Source organism: Kitasatospora sp. NPDC059462 (assembly GCF_042749955.1).
Classification (GTDB): domain Bacteria; phylum Actinomycetota; class Actinomycetes; order Streptomycetales; family Streptomycetaceae; genus Kitasatospora.
Genome location: NZ_JBHYUU010000201.1, coordinates 1 through 13779, shown reverse-complemented (window position 1 = coordinate 13779; position 13779 = coordinate 1). Strand labels below are relative to the sequence as shown.

Here is a 13779-nt window from a genome sequence, read left to right as displayed (position 1 = left end):
ATCGACCGGACAACCTACAAGGCCACCATCAGCATCAACATGCTCACAACCGACCCTTGACGCAGCCCAGACCGCCCCTAACTGAACGGCGTTGGGACTAGAACCCGGGAGCACAGTCGAGGGGATGCCGCCCGCAGGGGCGGCATCCCCTTTTCGTCGTGTTGCGCGCCGTGTTCGCCGCGCGGACGCCCGACGTGTCGGGGGACACACGGCCGGAAGCACCGAACGGGCCTGGGCAGGTTGGTTACCGGCGGGTAGCATGGCCGACAAGCAGCGCCGCCCACGTTCCCTCGTGCGATGGTGAGCGGCAGCCTGCCCACCTGAACCGTTGGTCCCTGGGAGGAGAGCCCCCGTGCCTCGTACCGCGAGGGACGTCGTCTTCGTCGATGGCGTCCGCACCCCGTTCGGCAAGGCCGGCCCGAAGGGCATCTACCACGAGACGCGCGCCGACGACCTGGTCGTCAAGTGCATCCGGGAGCTCGTGCGCCGCAACCCGAACCTGCCCGTCGAGCGCATCGACGAGGTCGCCATCGCGGCCACCACGCAGATCGGCGACCAGGGTCTGACCATCGGCCGCACCGCCGCGCTGCTGTCCGGCCTGCCGAAGTCCGTCCCCGGCTACGCGATCGACCGCATGTGCGCCGGCGCGCTGACCGCCGTGACCACCACCGCCGGCGGCATCGCCTTCGGCGCGTACGACGTGGTCGTGGCCGGCGGGGTCGAGCACATGGGCCGCCACCCGATGGGCGAGGGCGTCGACCCGAACCCGCGCTTCGTCTCCGAGAAGCTCGTCGACGAGTCCGCCCTGTTCATGGGCATGACCGCGGAGAACCTGCACGACCGGTTCCCGCACCTGACCAAGGAGCGCTGCGACGCCTACGCCGTGCGCTCGCAGGAGAAGGCCGCCAAGGCGTACGCCAACGGCGACATCCAGCCCGGCCTGGTGCCGGTCTCGGTCCGCAACACCAACCCCGAGGTCGGCGAGACCGGCTGGGGCCTGGCCACCGTGGACGAGCCGATGCGCCCGGGCACCACGATGGAGAACCTGGCGGGGCTCAAGACCCCGTTCCGCCCCCACGGCAACATCACCGCGGGCAACTCGGCCGGTCTCAACGACGGCGCCACCGCCTCGCTGCTGGCCGCCGAGGACGTGGCCGAGGAGCTCGGCCTGCCGGTCCGGATGCGCCTGGTCTCCTACGCCTTCGCGGGCGTCGAGCCCGAGGTGATGGGCATCGGCCCGGTGCCGGCCACCGAGAAGGCGCTGGCCAAGGCCGGCCTCACCATCGACGACATCGGCGCGTTCGAGGTCAACGAGGCCTTCGCCGTCCAGGTGCTGGCGTTCCTGGACCACTACGGCATCGCGGACGACGACGAGCGGGTCAACCCGTACGGCGGCGCGATCGCCTTCGGCCACCCGCTGGCCTCCTCCGGCGTGCGCCTGATGAACCAGCTGGCCCGCCGCTTCGAGCAGCGCCCGGACGTCCGCTACGGCCTCACCACGATGTGCATCGGCTTCGGCATGGGCGGCACCGTCATCTGGGAGAACCCGCACTTCGAGGGTGGTAAGTGAGCATGAGCACCACGACTGAGCTGCTGACCCGCGGCGCCGAGCTCTTCCCCGGCGAGGTCGTCACCACCGCGCACGTGCGCCACCTGGACCTGCCGCTGCAGGCCGGCCGGCTGGCCCTGATCACCCTGGACAACGGCTTCGACCACACCAAGCCGACCACCTTCGGCCCTGGCTCGCTGCTCAAGCTGAACGAGGCGCTGGACCAGGTCGAGGCGGAGGCCGCCGAGGGCGCCATCGTCGGTGCCGCGATCACCGGCAAGCCGTTCATCTTCGCCGTCGGCGCCGACCTCAAGGGCGTCGAGCTGCTCAAGGAGCACGCGGACGCGCTGGCCATCGGCAAGGGCGGCCACGAGGTCTTCAAGCGGATCGCCGCGCTGCCCGTCCCGACCTTCGCGTTCTACAACGGCGCGGCGATGGGCGGCGGCGTCGAGGTCGGCCTGCACTGCGACTACCGCACGGTGTCGGCGGGCGTCCCGGCGTTCTCGCTGCCCGAGGTCTTCCTCGGCCTCGTCCCCGGCTGGGGCGGCTGCAGCATCCTGCCGAACCTGATCGGCCCGGCGAAGGCCGTCAAGGTGATCATCGAGAACTCGATGGCGCAGAACAAGCAGCTCAAGGGCAAGGACGTGTTCGAGCTGGGGATCGCCGACGCGATCTTCGAGCCGGCCGACTTCCTGGAGCAGTCGCTGCTCTGGGCCGCCCGCGTCCTCACGGGCGAGGTGGCCGTCGAGCGCGAGGCGATCGACCGCGGCAAGGCCTGGGACGACGCCGTCGCCTGGGGCCGGCTGGTCGCCGACGCCAAGGTGCACGGGGCGGCCCCGGCCGCCTACCGGGCGCTGGACATCATCGCCCGGGTCAAGGACGAGGACCTCCAGGCCGGCTTCGACGCCGAGGACGCGGCCCTGGCCGACCTCATCATGGGCGGCGAGCTGCGCAGCGGCATCTACGCCTTCAACCTGGTGCAGCGCCGGGCCAAGCGCCCGGTCGGCGCGCCGGACAAGTCGCTGGCCCGCCCGGTCACCAAGGTCGGCGTCGTCGGCGCCGGTCTGATGGCCTCCCAGCTGGCGCTGCTGTTCGCCCGCCGCCTGGAGGTGCCGGTGGTCCTCACCGACATCGACCAGGAGCGCGTCGACAAGGGCGTGGGCTACGTCCACGCCGAGATCGACAAGCTGCTGGAGAAGGGCCGGATCGGCAAGGACAAGTCCAACCGCCTCAAGGGCCTGGTCTCCGGCTCGCTCGACAAGGCCGCGGCCTTCGGCGACGCCGACTTCGTGATCGAGGCCGTCTTCGAGGAGATGGGCGTCAAGCAGGCCGTCTTCGCGGACCTGGAGAACGTGGTCTCGCCGACCTGCGTGCTGGCGACCAACACCTCCTCGCTGTCGGTCACCGAGATGGCCTCGAAGCTGAAGCACCCGGAGCGGGTCGTCGGCTTCCACTTCTTCAACCCGGTCGCGATCCTGCCGCTGCTGGAGATCGTCCGCGGCGAGCGGACCGACGACGTCTCGCTGGCCACCGCCTTCGGCGTCTCCAGGAAGCTGAAGAAGACCTCGGTGCTGGTCAAGGACGCCCCGGCGTTCGTGGTCAACCGGATCCTGACCCGCTTCATGGGCGAGATCCAGGACATCATCGACGAGGGCACCCCGATCGCCACCGTCGAGAAGGGCGTCGAGCCGCTCGGCCTGCCGATGTCCCCGATCGTGCTGCTGGAGCTGGTCGGCCCGGCCATCGCCCTGCACGTCTCGGAGACCCTGCACGGCGCGTTCCCGGAGCGGTTCACCGTCTCCGAGAACCTCGGCAAGGTGGTCAAGGCCGGCAAGCGCGGCTTCTACACCTGGGTGGACGGCCAGCAGGTCCTCGACCCCGAGGTGCTGGAGCTGCTCTCCTTCGGCGACACCGTGCTGACCGAGGAGCAGGTCCTCGGCCGCGCCCTGGAGGCCGTCGCGCAGGAGATCGGCCTGATGCTGGAGGAGGGTGTCGTCGCCGAGGCGCAGGACATCGACCTCTGCATGATCACCGGCGCCGGCTGGCCCTTCCACCTGGGCGGGATCACCCCGTACCTGGACCGTGAGGGCATCTCGGAGCGGGTGAACGGCAAGCGCTTCCTCGCCCCGGGCGTGGCCTCGGTGCCCGCCCAGCGGTGACGCCGAAGGGCCCCGGTGACCAGCACGGTCACCGGGGCCCTTCGCGTTCCCGCTCCTCCCGGGGGCGTTCCCCCGGGGTCCGGCTCAGCGCTTGAGGCGGTAGACGACGGTGTCGGCGAAGACGCCGACCATCTCGTAGTGGGTCTCCAGCAGGTTCTCGATCTTCGGGATCATGCCGGGCTGGTACGGCGCGAGGCCGGAGTCGTCGACGACGACCTCGGGCAGGCTCTTGGCGATCTCCTGGTCGAAGGTCTGCCAGGCGTTGGTCATCGAGAACTGCTCGCCGACGTTGGGGCTGCCGTCCTTGCCGCCGCTGTAGTTGGTCAGGAAGCCCGCGGTGAGGTACCGGGTGGCGGGCTTGCGGTCGGCGAGCCAGTACAGCTCCGGGTGCATGCCCCAGACCAGCACGGTGTCCTTGGGGGTGGTCTGCGCGGCGACCGCGGTGGCGACCTCGGTGGTGCGGTCCAGCCGCTCCCCCGGCCAGGCCAGCGCCAGGCCCCAGAAGACGGTGGCGGCGGCCGCGGTGTACAGCAGCACGGGCTTCCAGCGGACGGCCGAGGTGGCGATCGCGCCGGTGCCCAGCAGCACCAGCGGGGGCATCAGCTGGAGGTAGTAGTGGCCGAAGAAGTGGAAGCCCATGCTGACCGCGACCACCGAGGAGAGCAGCCACATCCACAGGTCGGTGGTGGAGCCGTGCTCCTCCCCCGCGACGGGCAGCGGACGGTGCCGGTGCTTCAGCCAGAGCCGGCGGCCGACCGGCAGCAGGAAGCCGAGGCCGGCCGCGACCAGGATCGCCGAGTTGCCGAGCGCCCGGCCGGCCATCTGCAGCCAGGCGCCGCCGACACTGGCGTAGTCGCCGCTGCCGGTGACCACCCAGAACAGGAAGCCCTTCGGTTTGGTGAGGATCACCGCGACCAGCGCTATCGGCAGGGTGAAGCCGAAACCGATCTTGAGCAGGGCGGGGATCCAGCGCACGCCGCGCCGCCGGGCGTCCTGGAAGAGCATCCAGAGCACCGGCAGCAGCACCGCGCCGCCGGTCTGCTTGGTCAGCGAGCAGAGCGCCACCGCGATGCCGGCGGCCAGCCAGCGCCGGCGCTCGGCGTAGCGGAAGGCGGCCACCATGGCGGGCAGCATGAAGACCTCGAAGGTCGCCGCCTGGGTGTCCTCCGGGGAGAGCCCGATGGAGACCAGCAGGTAGAGCAGGCCCGCGCCGACCCCGGCCCGGTCGCCCCAGCGGCCGCGGGCGAGCGAGGCCAGCAGGATCGCGGTGACCAGGTGGGCGGCCACCGCCAGGGTGCGCAGCGGCCAGAGCGAGGCGGAGCCGAAGACCGCGAAGCAGGCCTGGTACAGCCAGGGCAGCAACGGCGGCTTGCGGTCCACCACGGTGTCGTAGAGCACGCCGCCGTCGGCGAGCATCCGGGCCTGGGTGGCCAGGAAGCCCTCGTCGGGGCTCCAGACCGGGCGGAGGAAGGACGGCAGGTGGGTCAGCAGGGCCACCAGGGCCAGCAGCGGCACCAGCCGCGTCCAGTAACCGGTCTTCACGCGCTCCCAGCCGTCGGCCGGGGGTACCCCCAGGGGCAGGCGCTCGGCAAGCGCGGTCAGGCGTTCTCGGATGGGGGTCGGCACGGATGACAACCTACCGGGCGGGACCGGCGCGGGCAGCGCCGGTCCCGCCTTTGGTGCGATTATCAGCCCCGAGTGGTACCGAGCTGTCGCAAACGGCCCGCTCGGGGCGACGGGGGCCGGTCAGGCCTGGACGGCCACGTCGAGCCGGGAGACCAGCGCGGTCACCTGGCGGGCGATGTCCGGGGCGGTCAGGCCGATCTCGGCGAGGATCTCCGGCCGCGAGGCGTGGTCCAGGAACTCCTGCGGGATGCCGAAGTCGCGCAGCGGCAGGTCCACGTCCGCGTCGCGCAGCGCCTGGGCGACCGCCGAGCCGACGCCGCCGACCCGCCCGTTGTCCTCGACCGTGACGACCACCCGGTGCTCGGCGGCCAGGCCCGGCAGCGCCGGGTCGACCGGCTTGACCCAGCGCGGGTCCACCACGGTCGAGCTGATGCCCTGGGCGGCCAGCAGGTCGGCCACCTCCAGGCACATCGGGGCGAGCGCGCCGACCGAGACGATCAGCACATCGGCCCGGCGGCCCTCCTCGGCCTCCGGGTCGACGCGCAGCAGGTCCATGCCGCCGACCGTGCCGACCGCCGGGACGGCCGGGCCGACGGTGCCCTTGGAGTAGCGGACCACGGTCGGCGCGTCCTCGACCTCGACGGCCTCGCGCAGCTGGGCGCGCAGCTGGTCGGCGTCGCGCGGGGCGGCGAGCCGCAGACCGGGGACGACCTGGAGGATCGACATGTCCCACATGCCGTTGTGCGAGGCGCCGTCGTCGCCGGTGACACCGGCCCGGTCCAGGGTGAAGGTGACGCCCAGCTTGTGCAGGGCGACGTCCATCAGGACCTGGTCGAAGGCCCGGTTGAGGAAGGTCGCGTAGACCGCGAAGACCGGGTGCAGACCGTTGGTGGCCAGGCCGGCGGCGCTGGTGACGGCGTGCTGCTCGGCGATGCCGACGTCGAAGATGCGGTCCGGGAAGGCCTCGGCGAACGGCGCCAGGCCCACCGGGTGGAGCATCGCGGCGGTGATGCCGACGATGTCCTCGCGCTCGTGGCCGAGGGCGACCATCTCCTCGGCGAAGACCGAGGTCCAGCTCCGGCCGCCGGCGTTCTTGATCGGCAGGCCGGTCTCCGGGTGGATCTTGCCGACGGCGTGGAAGCGGTCCTCGTCGTTGTTCTCGGCGGCGTGGTAGCCGCGGCCCTTCTCGGTCAGGCAGTGCACGATGACCGGGCCGCCGAAGCCGCGGGCCTTGGTGAGCGCGGACTCCAGGGCGGTGAGGTCGTGGCCGTCGATCGGGCCGATGTACTTGAGGCCGAGGTCCTCGAACATGCCCTGCGGGGCGATGAAGTCCTTCAGGCCCTTCTTGGCGCCGTGCAGGGTCTCGAAGAGCTGCTGGCCGACCACGGGGGTGCGCTGGAGGGCGTCCTTGCCCCAGGACAGGAAGCGCTCGTAGCCCTGGGTGGTGCGCAGGGTGGCGAGGTGGTTGGCCAGGCCGCCGATGGTGGGCGAGTAGGAGCGCTCGTTGTCGTTGACGACGATGACGACCGGGCGGTCCTTGGCGTCGGCGATGTTGTTGAGCGCCTCCCAGGCCATGCCGCCGGTGAGGGCGCCGTCGCCGATCACGGCCACCACCGGGTCGTTCTTCCCCAGCAGCTGGTTGGCCTTGGCCAGGCCGTCGGCGTAGGAGAGCACGGTGGAGGCGTGCGAGTTCTCGATCACGTCGTGTTCGGACTCGGCGCGCGACGGGTAGCCGGACAGGCCGCCCCTGCTGCGCAGCCCGGAGAAGTCCTGGCGGCCGGTGAGCAGCTTGTGGACGTAGCTCTGGTGGCCGGTGTCGAACAGGACGCGGTCGCGCGGGGAGTCGAAGACCCGGTGCAGCGCGATGGTGAGCTCCACCACGCCGAGGTTCGGGCCGAGGTGGCCGCCCGTCTTGGAGACCTCGGTCACCAGGAAGGTCCGGATCTCCTCGGCCAGGGTGGCCAGCTGTCCGGGCGTGAGCCGGTCGAGATCGCGCGGTCCCCGAATGCGGGTCAGCAGGGCCACCCGTTCCTCCTCGTTCAGTGTTCGCGGACCGCGGGGGCCCGACGGGCGTCGCCGCCCGGTGTCGACCGGTCGAGTCTAATGTCCGCCTACCGGACACCGGGCGGGGTGTCCGGTACCGACGGCCGGTACGCGCCAACCACCTCGACGGTCACTCCTTCGGGTGGAGGGGGGAGACCGGCGTGTCGGTGCGCCCGGCGGCGGGGCGGGCGGCGGCGTTCAGGGACGGGCCACGGCGAGCGCGCTGGAGTCGCCCGCCTCGCTCATCACCAGCGCCAGCGCGCCCAGGACCTCGGCACGGCCGCCCAGGGTACCGGGGACCACCGACAGCTGGCGGGCGGCGCTGGGGATCGCGTAGCGGGCCACCGAGTCGCGGATCGGCGCGAGCACCAGCTCCCCGGCCTCGGCGAGGTCGCCGCCGAGGATCACCCGGCGCGGGTTGAGCAGGTTGCACAGGGTGGCCACGCCGGTGCCGATCTGCCGGCCGGCGTCGGCGATCACCCGGCGGCAGCCGAGGTCGCCCTCGTGGGCCAGCTCCACCACCCGGGGCAGGGTGAGCCCGGTGCCGAGGGTGGGGGTGAGCAGGTTCAGCAGGTAGCGGGAGCCGACGAAGGTCTCCAGGCAGCCGCGGTTGCCGCAGCGGCAGACCGGGCCGGCCTCGTCCAGGGTGATGTGGCCGATCTCGCCCGCGGTGCCGCCCGGCCCCCGGTAGATCTGCCCGTTGACCACCAGGCCGGCGCCGACACCGCTGGCCACCTTGATGTAGGCGAGGTCGTTCAGGCCCCGGCCGGCACCCCAGACCAGCTCGCCGAGCGCGCCGAGGTTGGCGTCGTTGTCGACGTGCACCGGCAGGCCGAGCCGCTCGGCCAGCTCGCGGCCGGGGGCGATGCCGGTCCAGCCCGGCAGGATCGCGGTGGAGCCCAGCGCGCCGGTCTCCACGTCGATCGGGCCGGGGACGCCCAGGCCCACGCCGATCACCTTGTCGGAGCGGAAACCGGCCTCCGCGAGCAGCCGCTCCACCAGGGCCTCGGCCCGGTCGAAGCCCTGCGCGGCGGAGACGTCGACGTCCATCGGGGCGCTCTCCTCGGCGAGCACCCGGTGGGCGAGGTTGCCGACGGCGACCCGCAGATGGGTGTGGCCGAAATCGATCCCCACCACGATGCCCGCGTCGCCGCTGAGCGAGACGCTGCGGGCGCGCCGGCCGCCGGCGGAGGTGTCGGCGACCTCGACGGTGCCGCTCTCCTTCAGTTCCCGGACGATGTTGGACACGGTGGCCGCCGAGAGGCCGGTACCGCGGGCGATCTCGGCCTGGGTCAGCGACCCGGCCATCCGCACCGCGCGGAGCACCCGCTCCAGGTTGGCCCGGTGCAGTGAGGACTGCGAGCCCGGAGTGTCCGTCGACATGATCCACCCTCCCAAAGGGCGCCGGGGACCCCTCCGCCGGGACGTCCCCCTTCACAACCTGAAGCCTAGGCCCTCCCCGAACGTGAAGGCACGGGAGAGGGAAGGCGACGGGACGGTGCACGGGCCCGGGTGCCGGGGAACGGGGGGAGGGGCCGGGCGCCGGGCCGGTGCGGGCGGCCCGGGTGCTGACATCGTCCCAGGTCGGCACGGGGGCGGCCGGGGCCCCGGGTTCCGGCGGGCGTCCGAAAACCGTCCCCCCGTACGATGGTGCCCAATCTCACCCGTCCCGCCGGTCACGGATGTGCACCGATACCGGGACGCTTCCAGACATGACGGGGCAACAGATGGCAGGGGATCACCCGATGCCGGGAGCTGGCGAAGCTCCCGGCGGCGGTCCGGACAACCGGGGCGTGTCGTTCGGACGCACGCCGGGCGGCGTCGACCCGGCGGCCGTGGCGGACCAGCAGACACAGCTCGACGGGGCGGCGGTCCCCGGCCAGGCCGCACCGCCGGCCCCGGCCGCTCCGCCCGCCGCGCCACCGGCCCCGCCGGCCGCGGCCGCGGGCGGCTACGCCTACGCGCCCACCGCCCCCGCCTTCCCCGCACAGGGACCGGCACCGGCCCCGCCGGTCGGCCCGTACGACCCGGCGCCCGGCCAGCCGCAGTTCGGCGCCCCGGCCCCGGGCCAGCAGCCCTACGGCTACGCCGCCCCGCCGCCCGCCGACGGCGGCGCGCCCGGGTACGGCTACCCGCAGCAGGGCGGCTACGGCTACCCGGGCGCCCCGGTGCCCGCGCCGCCCAAGCAGCGCAACCCCGTGATGGTCTGGGGCGGCATCATCGGCGGCGTGCTGGCGATCGCCATCGTCGCCGCGCTGGTCGTGCTGTTCACCGACGACAAGAAGGAGAAGGACGACCCGCCGGCCGCCTCCGGAGGCACCACCGGCCAGGTCACCGGCGGCGGCGGGACCTCGCCGGACGTCAGCACCAGCCCGGGCAGCACGCCGTCGGCCGGCGGCACCACCGGCGGCACGGGCGGCGGTGGCGGCGGCAAGGCCGGCGCCTACAACCTGGCCTGGGCGGCCGACAAGCCGGCCAGCTCGGTCAGCGGCACCACCCGGCTGCTCGCCATCTGGGGCGCCGAGAAGGTCGCGGTGCGCGCCGACACCACCGGCATCCGCGCCGTCAACACCTCCGACGGCAAGGAGGCCTGGACCATCCCGGTGCCCTCCGGCGCCAAGGAGTTCTGCACCGCCTCGTACAACGCCAACTCCAAGCACATCGCCGCCATCTCGCTGAACACCGGTGACAGCGACTGCTCCACCATCGCCGCCGTCGACCTCACCACCGGCAAGCTGTCGTGGAGCGCCAAGGTCGGGCAGAACAAGATGGTCTCCCCCACCCTGAGCATCACCGACAAGGTCATCGGCATCGGCTCCAACACCGCCGCCGCGGTGAACGTCGCCGACGGCTCCGCGGTCTGGGCCTTCCAGCCGCGCGAGAAGGACTGCAGCGTCTACGGCACCGCGGCCGGCTCGCAGATCGTGGTCACCGACCGCTGCTACGGCCTCAACACCACCGTCAAGTCGCAGCTGGTGATCCTGGAGACGGAGACCGGCAAGGTCGCCTCGCCCGCGCCGATCACCCTGTCCGGCACCATCGAGCGGGTCGACAAGGTCCTCTCCGACCAGCCCCTGGTGCTGTCGATGTCCAGCGGCGCCAACGGCGACTACGTGCTGCCGTTCGACAAGACCAACAAGCCGGGCACCCAGATGCCCGTCAAGGAGCCCGGCTACGACAGCCTGCGGCTCAGCGGCCTGGCCGACGCCTTCACCCAGAGCGTGGTCAGCGGCACCACCCTGTACGTGCAGACCAACCCGACCAAGCCGGCGATCAACGCCTACGACCTGACCACCGGCAAGCGGCTCTGGTCGACCGACGGCAAGGCCAAGGACGGCCTGCGGCTGGTCTCCGGCACCGACAAGGACGGCAAGGTCCGGGCCATCCTGGACATGGGCTACGGCAACGACGCCAAGCTGGTGACCCTCGCCGCCGCCGACGGCGCGGTCGCCGAGCTCGGCAACCTCACCGTCAACTCGACCTTCAGCATCGGCCTGAGCGGAAACGAGTTCGTGCTGAACTCGGACGGGGCGCTGTACGGGTTCTCCCGCGGCACCTTCGACTCCCCCGTGTTCAAGTACGTCAAGAAGTGACGACGCCGCGGGCGGGACGGCGGAGGGCCCACGGGCCCCTGCCGTCCCGCCCGCTTCGTATCCGGGCACATTCCGGCGGGACCGGCGGGCGGACATGGCAGGATGCCAGCATCAGCCTGACGAAGGAGTCCAGCGAGTGCCCGGCACCAACCTGACCCGCGAGGAGGCCCGCACCCGGGCCGACCTCCTGCACGTGGACGCGTACGACATCGAGCTCGACCTGAGCTCGGCCCGAGAGGGGGGCACGTTCCGGTCCACCACCGTGGTCCGGTTCACCGCCACCACCCCGGGCGCCTCCACCTTCATCGACCTGGTCGCCCCGAGCGTCGAGGAGATCGTCCTCAACGGCGAGCGGCTCGACACCGCCGGCTTCGCCGACAGCCGGATCGCGCTGCCGGGCCTCGCCGCCGAGAACGAGCTGCGCGTCGTCGCCACCTGCGCGTACACCAACACCGGCGAGGGCCTGCACCGGTTCGTCGACCCGGTCGACGGCGAGACCTACCTCTACACCCAGTTCGAGGTGCCGGACGCCCGCCGGGTCTTCGCCAACTTCGAGCAGCCCGACCTGAAGGCCGCGTTCACCTTCACCGTGACCGCGCCCGCCGGCTGGAGCGTGGTCTCCAACTCGCCCACCCCCGAGCCGGAGGGCGAGGGCGACACCCGGGTCTGGCGCTTCGCCCCGACCGGCCGGATCTCCTCGTACATCACCGCGCTCGTCGCGGGCCCGTACGTCGGGGTCTTCGACGCCTACGAGAACGGCGAGCAGAAGGTGCCGCTGGGCATCTACTGCCGGCCCTCGCTGCGCGAGTTCCTGGACGCCGAGGCGATCTTCGAGGTCACCAAGCAGGGCTTCGACTACTTCCAGGAGAAGTTCGACTTCCCCTACCCGTTCCCCAAGTACGACCAGCTCTTCGTCCCGGAGTTCAACGCCGGCGCGATGGAGAACGCGGGCGCCGTCACCCTGCGCGACCAGTACGTGTTCCGGTCCAAGGTGACCGACGCCGCGTACGAGGCCCGCGCCGCGACGATCCTGCACGAGCTCGCCCACATGTGGTTCGGCAACCTCGTCACCATGGAGTGGTGGAACGACCTCTGGCTGAACGAGTCGTTCGCCACCTACGCCGAGGCGGTCTGCCAGGCCGAGTCGCCCGACTCGCAGTGGCCCAACTCCTGGACCACCTTCGCCAACCAGATGAAGACCTGGGCGTACCGGCAGGACCAGCTGCCGTCCACCCACCCGATCATGGCCGACATCAACGACCTGGAGGACGTCCAGGTCAACTTCGACGGCATCACCTACGCCAAGGGCGCCTCGGTGCTCAAGCAGCTGGTGGCCTACGTCGGCCAGGACGCCTTCTTCGAGGGCGTGCGCGCCTACTTCAAGCGGCACGCCTGGGGCAACACCCGCCTCGGCGACCTGCTGGGCGCGCTGGAGGAGGCCAGCGGCCGCGACCTCAAGGCCTGGTCCGCCGCCTGGCTGGAGACCGCCGGCATCAACGTGCTGCGGCCCGCGCTGACCCTGAACACCGACGGCGAGATCGAGTCCTTCGCCGTGCTCCAGGACGCCCCGGCGCTGCCGGCCGGTGCCAAGGGCGAGGCCGTGCTGCGCCCGCACCGGATCGCCGTCGGCCTGTACGAGCTGACCGACGGCGCGCTGGTGCGCACCGAGCGGATCGAGCTGGACGTCGACGGCCCGCGCACCGAGGTGCCGCAGCTGGTCGGCCGGCACCGCCCGGCCGTGATCCTGCTGAACGACGACGACCTGTCCTACGCCAAGGTCCGCCTCGACGAGGACTCGCTGGCCGTGGTCACCGAGCACCTCGGCGCCTTCACCGACGCGCTGCCGCGCGCGCTGTGCTGGGCCTCCGCCTGGGACATGACCCGCGACGGCGAGCTGGCCGCCCGCGACTACCTGACGCTCGCCCTCTCCGGCCTGCCGCGCGAGAGCGACATCGGCGTCGTCCAGTCGGTGCACCGCCAGGTCAAGCTGGCGCTCGACGCCTACGCCGACCCGGCCTGGCGCGAGCAGGGCCTGGCCCGCTGGGCCGAGGCCGCCGAGGAGGCGCTGCGCGCCGCCGAGCCGGGCAGCGACCACCAGCTCGCCTGGGCCCGGGCCCTGGCCGGCGTCGCCCGCACCGACGGCCAGCTCGGCCTGCTCGCCGGGCTGCTGGACGGCACCCAGGAGATCCCCGGCCTGGCCGTGGACACCGAGCTGCGCTGGACCCTGCTGGGCCGGCTCGCCGCGACCGGCCGGGCCGACGAGCCCGAGATCGCGGCCGAGCTGGAGCGCGACAACACCGCGGCCGGCCAGGAGCACGCGGCCGGCTGCCGGGCGGCCCGCCCGACCGTCGAGGCCAAGGCGTCCGCCTGGACGTCCGTGGTGGAGTCGGACGAGCTGACCAACTACGTGCAGGCGGCGGTGATCGGCGGCTTCCAGCAGGCCGACCAGCGCGCGCTGCTCGCGCCGTACGCGGAGAAGTACTTCGCCGCGGTGAAGGGCATCTGGGAGACCCGCAGCCACGAGATCTCGCAGCAGATCATCGTCGGGCTCTACCCGTCGCTGCTGGTCGAGCAGGCCACCCTGGACGCCACCGACGCCTGGCTGGCCTCGGCCGAGCCGGCGCCGGCGCTGCGGCGGCAGGTCGTCGAGGCGCGGGCCGGTGTGGAGCGGGCGCTGAAGGCGCAGGCCGCCGACCGGGCCGCCGCGGAGCGCTGACGCGGCCGTCCCCTCCCCCATGCGTTCGAAGGGGGGAGGGGACGCCGTAACGCGCGATGCGGGACCCGGCCCCGGACAGCCCCCCCAGAGGGG

General features: G+C 72.4%; 7 protein-coding genes. 4 read left to right on the top strand and 3 right to left on the bottom strand.

Going from position 1 to position 13779, the window contains the following annotated elements; translation table 11 throughout:
• Window positions 1-352 precede the first annotated feature (352 nt).
• Both ACFXAM_RS32935 and ACFXAM_RS32930 read left to right on the top strand, forming a co-directional pair.
• On the top strand, window positions 353-1570 hold the full coding sequence (locus ACFXAM_RS32935) for a thiolase family protein (protein ID WP_380296852.1): 1218 nt from the start codon (window positions 353-355) through the stop codon (window positions 1568-1570).
• Window positions 1571-1572: 2 nt separating this feature from the next.
• On the top strand, window positions 1573-3708 hold the full coding sequence (locus ACFXAM_RS32930; protein ID WP_380296850.1) for a 3-hydroxyacyl-CoA dehydrogenase NAD-binding domain-containing protein: 2136 nt from the start codon (window positions 1573-1575) through the stop codon (window positions 3706-3708).
• A gap of 84 nt (window positions 3709-3792) precedes the next feature.
• Here the strand turns inward: ACFXAM_RS32930 and ACFXAM_RS32925 are convergent, their stop codons facing one another.
• The 3 genes from ACFXAM_RS32925 to ACFXAM_RS32915 all read right to left on the bottom strand — a co-directional run bounded on the left by ACFXAM_RS32925 (window position 3793) and on the right by ACFXAM_RS32915 (window position 8760).
• Entirely contained in the window at window positions 3793-5334 is a 1542-nt protein-coding gene (locus ACFXAM_RS32925) for an ArnT family glycosyltransferase (protein WP_380296848.1), read from the bottom strand.
• 120 nt (window positions 5335-5454) lie between these two features.
• Window positions 5455-7359, bottom strand: coding sequence for a 1-deoxy-D-xylulose-5-phosphate synthase (gene dxs / locus ACFXAM_RS32920; protein WP_380296846.1), 1905 nt, complete (start codon window positions 7357-7359; stop codon window positions 5455-5457).
• Between the two features lie 216 nt (window positions 7360-7575).
• Entirely contained in the window at window positions 7576-8760 is a 1185-nt protein-coding gene (locus tag ACFXAM_RS32915; protein ID WP_380296844.1) for an ROK family protein, read from the bottom strand.
• A 410-nt stretch (window positions 8761-9170) separates the two neighbouring features.
• Between ACFXAM_RS32915 and ACFXAM_RS32910 the strand changes: the two genes are divergently transcribed.
• Both ACFXAM_RS32910 and pepN read left to right on the top strand, forming a co-directional pair.
• Complete coding sequence (locus tag ACFXAM_RS32910; RefSeq protein ID WP_380296842.1) at window positions 9171-10970, top strand: PQQ-binding-like beta-propeller repeat protein; 1800 nt, start codon at window positions 9171-9173, stop codon at window positions 10968-10970.
• A gap of 136 nt (window positions 10971-11106) precedes the next feature.
• Entirely contained in the window at window positions 11107-13686 is a 2580-nt protein-coding gene (gene pepN, locus ACFXAM_RS32905) for an aminopeptidase N (RefSeq protein ID WP_380296840.1), read from the top strand.
• The last annotated feature ends 93 nt before the right edge of the window (window positions 13687-13779 follow it).

Excerpts from the sequence above, each read along its gene's own strand:
- ACFXAM_RS32930 (WP_380296850.1), top strand. The coding sequence starts at position 1,573 with ATGAGCACCACGACTGAGCTGCTGACCCGCGGCGCCGAGCTCTTCCCC.
- ACFXAM_RS32915 (WP_380296844.1), bottom strand. The coding sequence starts at position 8,760 with ATGTCGACGGACACTCCGGGCTCGCAGTCCTCACTGCACCGGGCCAAC.